General features: G+C 58.3%; 6 protein-coding genes, 1 tRNA gene and 1 pseudogene. 3 read left to right on the top strand and 5 right to left on the bottom strand.

What is annotated here, in order from left to right; all coding sequences use genetic code 11:
* The 5 genes from ACIREA_RS25510 to ACIREA_RS25490 all read right to left on the bottom strand — a co-directional run.
* Positions 1-1,239, bottom strand: a 1,239-nt coding sequence (locus tag ACIREA_RS25510) for a serine hydrolase domain-containing protein (RefSeq protein WP_397385144.1), incomplete at its 3' end; no start/stop codon positions are given.
* Complete coding sequence (locus ACIREA_RS25505; protein WP_397385143.1) at positions 1,236-1,925, bottom strand: SGNH/GDSL hydrolase family protein; 690 nt, start codon at positions 1,923-1,925, stop codon at positions 1,236-1,238. The genes ACIREA_RS25510 and ACIREA_RS25505, both read right to left, overlap by 4 nt.
* 3 nt (positions 1,926-1,928) lie before the next feature.
* Positions 1,929-2,906, bottom strand: coding sequence for a sugar phosphate isomerase/epimerase family protein (locus tag ACIREA_RS25500; protein ID WP_397385142.1), 978 nt, complete (start codon positions 2,904-2,906; stop codon positions 1,929-1,931).
* A 261-nt stretch (positions 2,907-3,167) separates the two neighbouring features.
* A tRNA-Ser gene (locus ACIREA_RS25495) sits at positions 3,168-3,257 on the bottom strand.
* A gap of 84 nt (positions 3,258-3,341) precedes the next feature.
* Positions 3,342-3,665, bottom strand: a complete 324-nt coding sequence (locus tag ACIREA_RS25490; protein ID WP_397385141.1) for a heavy-metal-associated domain-containing protein — start codon at positions 3,663-3,665, stop codon at positions 3,342-3,344.
* 146 nt (positions 3,666-3,811) lie between these two features.
* Between ACIREA_RS25490 and ACIREA_RS25485 the strand changes: the two genes are divergently transcribed.
* The 3 genes and pseudogenes from ACIREA_RS25485 to ACIREA_RS25475 all read left to right on the top strand — a co-directional run.
* Positions 3,812-4,897, top strand: a complete 1,086-nt coding sequence (locus ACIREA_RS25485) for a hypothetical protein (RefSeq protein ID WP_397385140.1) — start codon at positions 3,812-3,814, stop codon at positions 4,895-4,897.
* A gap of 14 nt (positions 4,898-4,911) precedes the next feature.
* Positions 4,912-5,280, top strand: a complete 369-nt coding sequence (locus ACIREA_RS25480; RefSeq protein ID WP_397385139.1) for a diacylglycerol kinase family protein — start codon at positions 4,912-4,914, stop codon at positions 5,278-5,280.
* Between the two features lie 91 nt (positions 5,281-5,371).
* Positions 5,372-5,566, top strand: a pseudogene (locus ACIREA_RS25475) (succinate--CoA ligase subunit alpha); the annotation flags it as partial.

The raw sequence follows: 5,566 nt of genomic DNA, 5'->3' as shown, positions 1-5,566 counted from the left end.
CTCCCCATGTCCAGGCAGCGCGCCGGGGACGTTTTTGAAATCAAAGTCCGGGACGGCTTCGGGTGCGAGGGTGGAGATGCGGTGGTGGAGCTGATAGACGGCGGGGCGGGTGTCTTTGGAGATGTCCACGTAGCGGTTGCAGAGGAAGATCACGAAGGTTCTGGAAAAGGGATCGATCCACAGCATTTGCCCGGTCCAGCCGGTGTGGCCGTAGCCGCCGATGGGGAACAGAGCGCCGCGGGACGGAGAATAATCATGCGGCGGAGTGCGGTAGGGGGTGTCGATGTCCCAGCCGAGGGCGCGGCGCACGGGCAGGTTTTTGGCATCGGGGCTGGTTAGGCCGGCAGGGCTTTGCACGCTTGTCATCAGCCTGACGGTTTCGGGTTTGAGGACGCGTAAGCCATCGAGTTCGCCGAGGTTCAGCATCATGCGGGCAAAGCGGGCCATGTCGGCCGTGGTGGTGAAGAGAGATGCATGCGCCGAGACGCCGCCGGCTAACCGAGCCACGGTGTCATCCACCAGTCCACGCTCCGGCGCACTGGAGGGGGAGACACGTTTCAACTGCTCACCGCTGGGACGAAAGACGGTGTCGTTCATGCGCAGGGGGCGGAAGATTTCTGTGGTGCAGAACTCGTCAAACTTCCTGCCGGTCACGCGTTCGATCACGCCGCCAAGAAGCATGGTGCCCACGCTGCTGTAGGAAAACTGGGAGCCGGGCTCAAACAAGAGCTTCGTGTGGCAGATCTGTGCGATGGCTTCGACGTGAGTGGTGAAGGGCTGTGTTTTGGGAATGAGATTTACGGGCAGGCCCGAGGTGTGGAGCAGCAGGTGGCGGAGGGTGATTTTCTCACGTCCTTCGCCGGTAAACTCCGGCAAGTGCTGCGACACGGGGTCATCGAGCTTGAACAAGTCGCGCTCGATGCAGAGCATCGCCGCGCTGGCGGCTGCCATGACTTTGGTGATGGAGGCCACATCAAAGAGTGTGTCCTCGGTCATCACCTCCGGCACGGGTTTGAGAGCGCGCTGGCCATAGGCTTTGTGGTATGCCACGCCGTGGCTCTCCACCCACAAGGCTGCGCCGAGCATCTTGGAATCTCGGATGGCCTGCTGGATGGTGGCATCCAGTTCATTGAGTTTTTCAACACTCAGCGCGGTTTTGGGAAGTTCTTCCGCAATCGCAGGGACGGCTCCCCCAAAGGCGGCGAGAGTGAGGGCGATGAGTGTCAGGAGGTGTTTCATTTCGCTTTCGACGGCAGCAGCTTGAGGACCTCGGCGGCGACTTGCGCGCCCTGCATGGCCCTGCCTTCCGGCTTGTAGTGCAGCCCATCGGAGCAGCACTCGGGGTGCGGCAGCATGAGCGCGTAAAGATCGTCCACGGGGATGCCTTCCTTGGCCATCAGTTCGGCAGCGAGCCGGTTCCGCTCTTTCACATTTTCGTTGCGTGCATCGAGCTGCTCGAATTTGCCATTCACATGCGAGGGGGTGCTGCTGGCCCAAATGAGCTTCGCCTTTGGCGCGAGCTTGCGGAGGTGAGCGATCATCTGCGGCAGAAATTCGGCATACTCCTTCTCATTGACAGGGCCGACGCCGTGCAGGCCGTTGTTGAAGTGAATTACATCAAAGGTATCCGCTCCGAGCACGGCGGCGATCTCGGCATGCAGAACGGGATCTCCAACACAGCGCGAGGTGGCGAGGCGCGCTACGTAGGCCTTGCCGGAGAGCTGCTTCTCAACGTCGGGTCCGTAGCCCTGTGTCACGGAGTCGCCGATGAGCAGCACGCGCGGCAGGTCGTGCTTGTCGGCGTTCGGCATCCAGATATTGCACCACTCGGTGCCTTCGCGAGGAACGACGCGGTCGGCGGCGGTGGTGAAGGTGGTGAAGGTGGTGAAGGTGGCAAGGGCGAGGAAGAGCAGGGCGTGTTTCATGATTCAGACTCCGGAGATGATCTTGTTGAGGCGTTCGTTGAATTCGGACAGGGGCAGGCCGCCGTCTTCAACGGTGATCCAGCCGTTGTAGCCGACATCGTCGAGCGCCTGACGCATTTTAGGCCAGTCGATGCTGCCATCCCGCGGATGTACGAACTTGCCGCTGTGGCTGTCCGGCGCGAGCGCGTAGTCCTTGATGTGGATCTTCTTGATGAGGCCACCCAGCGTGTGAATCCAGTCGTGTACGGGCACGAGATACTTCACATGGTTGCCCACGTCGTAGTAGGCCTTCACAAACGGGTGGTTGAAGGATGCGACGAAGTTTTTGTAAAGATCCGGACGCACCCAGAGGTTGTTCCAGACGTTCTCGAGGCCGATGATGACGTTGAGCTTCTCGGCCAGCGGGATGAGCTTTGTCACCTGCTCCTTTGATCCGTCGGTCGATTTGTTTTGCAGCGCGATGTAGCGCTCGAACGGTGTGTTGTCGCCTTTCACGACGCGGCTGACATGGCCTGTCTTTTCGTCGAACTCGATGTCGAATTCCCACGGCTGCGGCATCCTAACGGTCGGCCCGCCGACGCGGCACGGTACGAGCAGGATCGTCTCAGCCCCGAGCCAGTTGGCCGTACGCAGGGCTTTCTCCGTCACCTCGTAGCTCGCGGCGACCTGCCCCGGATCATCGCTGTTGAACTCGGCCCAGCCACGCAGCACGGAATGCACCTTCAAACCGATGCCTTCGACGAGTTCACGCGCCTTTTTGGCCTCCGTTTCGTCATCAAAAAGATGCGAAACCTCCACGCCGTCGAATCCGGCCTCTTTGAGCTCACGCAGCGCCTTTTCCTCCGGCTTGCCGATGATCTTGGCCTTCTGGATCGTCGTTTTAAACGTCGCCGCGTGCGATGAGGAAAGGAGTGACAGCGAGGCTGCGCCAGCAGTGGCAAGGAATTGACGACGGGACGGAGAGAAAGCGGTTGGTTTCATCGGAGAGCCAAACGAGTCTGAACCGCGATATGTTGCCGTGCATGAGGCAGGAAAGCGCAAGTGCTGGGAGCACCGGGACTCAAGAAATGAGTGCGGGTGAAAGTGGATGGGGCAGCTTCTTGCCCACGATCCTCATGAATCGCCTCGTTTCGCTCAATTATCGATTGGTGGAGTCGATGAGATTTTGGAGACCTACCCTGACCAGCAGGCTGTCATTCGCTCTGCGGAGGGCAATCTTCGTCTCCTTGAGTTGACGAAGAATGGCGGACAGGGAGGGATTCGAACCCTCGGTACCGATTAAGGTACACACGCTTTCCAGGCGTGCTCGTTAGACCACTCTGACACCTGTCCAAATTCTTGCTCCGGCAAAAGGAGAGCGCGGATAGTGGCGCAGTCGGAGAGACAGGCAAGCGATTTTGCCTGATGATTTTGGCTTTAGTTGGCCGGCTGCTCCGACTTCACCCATGCATGCACGATGTACGTTGAGGCGGAGGAGCCTAAAGCGGTGACGGCCTGCTCCTTGGTCAAGGAGGGGGAAGTGGAGGTGACGGTGACTTTTTGGGTGCCGGGTTTGTCGCCAGGAACAATCTGCACCTTGGAGACGCCTTCGAGCTTGGTGAAGGAGGCGGTGACGTGGTCTTTGCAGCCGGCGCATACCATGCCGGTCATCTCGGCGATGTAATTGACGGGGGCGTCTCCAGCCATGGCTGGCATGGTGAGGAGGGTCAAAAGGGCGAAAAAGAAGGCGGAGCGTGTCATAAGGAAGGGGGTGGAAACAGATATACGATGACTTTGTGCATCCAAGTCCAAGTTTGTGCGGGGATGAAACGTTGATGTGGAGACTTTTTTCAGATAAAGATTTTTCCTGCACCCATCCGCGTTTTGCCTTGTTTACTTTTCCGACCATGAAATTGACTCAACTCCTGCCTCTGCTGGCCTTGATGCTTGCATCTCCTGTCAGCGCACAAACTCCTGCTGCTGAACCTGAGAAGCCCGAAAGCAAGGTGATTCTCACGCCTGCGCAAACGGAGCATATTCTCAAAGAACTGGAAAAGGTGGAGGCTCAGATTGGCAAGGGCAGGGGCTCCGTCTTTGGTGTGGCCATGGCGAAATTCCGTGAGGGAATGGCCAGCCCGGCGGCTGCTCTGGCGCTGTATTTGGACTGCTACAAGCTGGAGCACTTTGATCGCAAAAACTTGAAGCAGGCGGATTTTATGGATTGGAAGGCCAAGAATGAGGCAAATCTGAAGGATGAGGATTTCAAGCAGGCGCTGTGGCTGCAACTTGAGTACCTCGTGCTGACAATTCAGGCGCAGGAGATCGATGAACCCAAGAAAATGGCGCCGATCATCACTTCCATACAGGCCTTTTTGGCCAAGGCAATCACCGCCGTACAGGGAGCCACCACTCATTCGGCCTCAGGAGCCGTGACGGATAAGGACGCAAAGGGTGGTGGCCAAGGGGGGGGCGGTGGCGGGCGCAGAGGCGGTGGTGGCGGCAACGTGCCTGCCGGAGACATCATGGGTACCCTGCGGCAGTCCGTGGCCAGTTCCGAATTTGCCAAGGCGTACTCGCTGGAAGACTTCTTGAAGCGGAAAGAGTGGGAATATCAACCGCTGAATGTCAGGGGCATCTATTCCAATATTGTTTTCCCCTATTATCTGGCGGAAAAGCCCACCGATCTTCCAGCTCAGTGGGATTCCCGCATGAATGCAGAGGTGGCCATGCAAAAGGCCATCAAGAGTGAAACCGAATTCAATGAATTCTATAAAGATGCCAGCCCACGCATGATCTGGGAAAAGAACAACTATCTGGTGCAGAACAATGTCACTCCGGTCATTGCGCTGGCAGACATGCTGAAGGTGATCCAGACCTACCCGAGCCATCCGGATGCGCTGAGCTGGCTGAAGGAATTCCGTGATCTGGTCAAAGAAGTCTCCGAACCTGCTGCAGAAACGGCTCCGGTGGAAAAACCCGTGGGCACGCAGTAGCCGAATCGCCTCGCATGACCCGCTGGCTTGAATTGGTGCTCCGCAGCTTTGGTCCTGCGCTTGCGGGACTGGTCTGGGCGCTGAAAACACAGCGAAATCTTCAGGTGCATGGCCTCGCCACGGTGCTCGTGGCAGGCTTTGGCATCTGGCTGCAGCTGGCGGACTGGGAGTGGTGTGTGGTGCTGCTGGCTGTGGGACTGGTGTGGACGGCAGAACTGCTGAACACTGCGATCGAAGTCTTGGCGGATCGCGTGAGCAATGAGCGTGAGGAGCCCATCCGACTGGTCAAGGATGCAGCCGCCGCGGCGGTGCTGGTGGCGGCGCTTGCGGCGCTAGGAGTGGGATTGGTGGTCTTTTTGCCAAAACTCTGGCGCTTGCTTTGAGAATATTCCGCCGCCGCCTTGACGCAGCGAAGCACACTTCTATGATGCGGCGCGTTCACGCACCCCCAAAACTTTTACCGAATTCATCCCGATGGCCATTCTCGTTGAAACTGACACCCGCATTCTTGTTCAAGGTATCACCGGAGATTTCGGCTCGCGCCATGCGAAGGCTTCCATCGACTACGGTACACAGCTGGTGGCTGGTGTGACGCCGGGCAAAGGTGGTCAAGTTTTCGAGCACAGTGGCAAGAATGTGCCGGTGTTTGACACCGTGGCTCAAGCCGCC

Source organism: Prosthecobacter sp. (assembly GCF_044373815.1).
GTDB lineage: Bacteria > Verrucomicrobiota > Verrucomicrobiia > Verrucomicrobiales > Verrucomicrobiaceae > Prosthecobacter.
The sequence above is the reverse complement of the archived record's forward strand: the minus strand, read 5'-3'. Positions and strand labels throughout refer to the sequence as shown.

Bases quoted from the DNA above. Each gene is read 5' to 3' on its own strand.
- ACIREA_RS25490 (WP_397385141.1), bottom strand. From the start codon at position 3,665: ATGACACGCTCCGCCTTCTTTTTCGCCCTTTTGACCCTCCTCACCATG.
- ACIREA_RS25505 (WP_397385143.1), bottom strand. From the start codon at position 1,925: ATGAAACACGCCCTGCTCTTCCTCGCCCTTGCCACCTTCACCACCTTC.
- ACIREA_RS25480 (WP_397385139.1), top strand. From the start codon at position 4,912: ATGACCCGCTGGCTTGAATTGGTGCTCCGCAGCTTTGGTCCTGCGCTT.
- ACIREA_RS25500 (WP_397385142.1), bottom strand. From the start codon at position 2,906: ATGAAACCAACCGCTTTCTCTCCGTCCCGTCGTCAATTCCTTGCCACT.
- ACIREA_RS25485 (WP_397385140.1), top strand. From the start codon at position 3,812: ATGAAATTGACTCAACTCCTGCCTCTGCTGGCCTTGATGCTTGCATCT.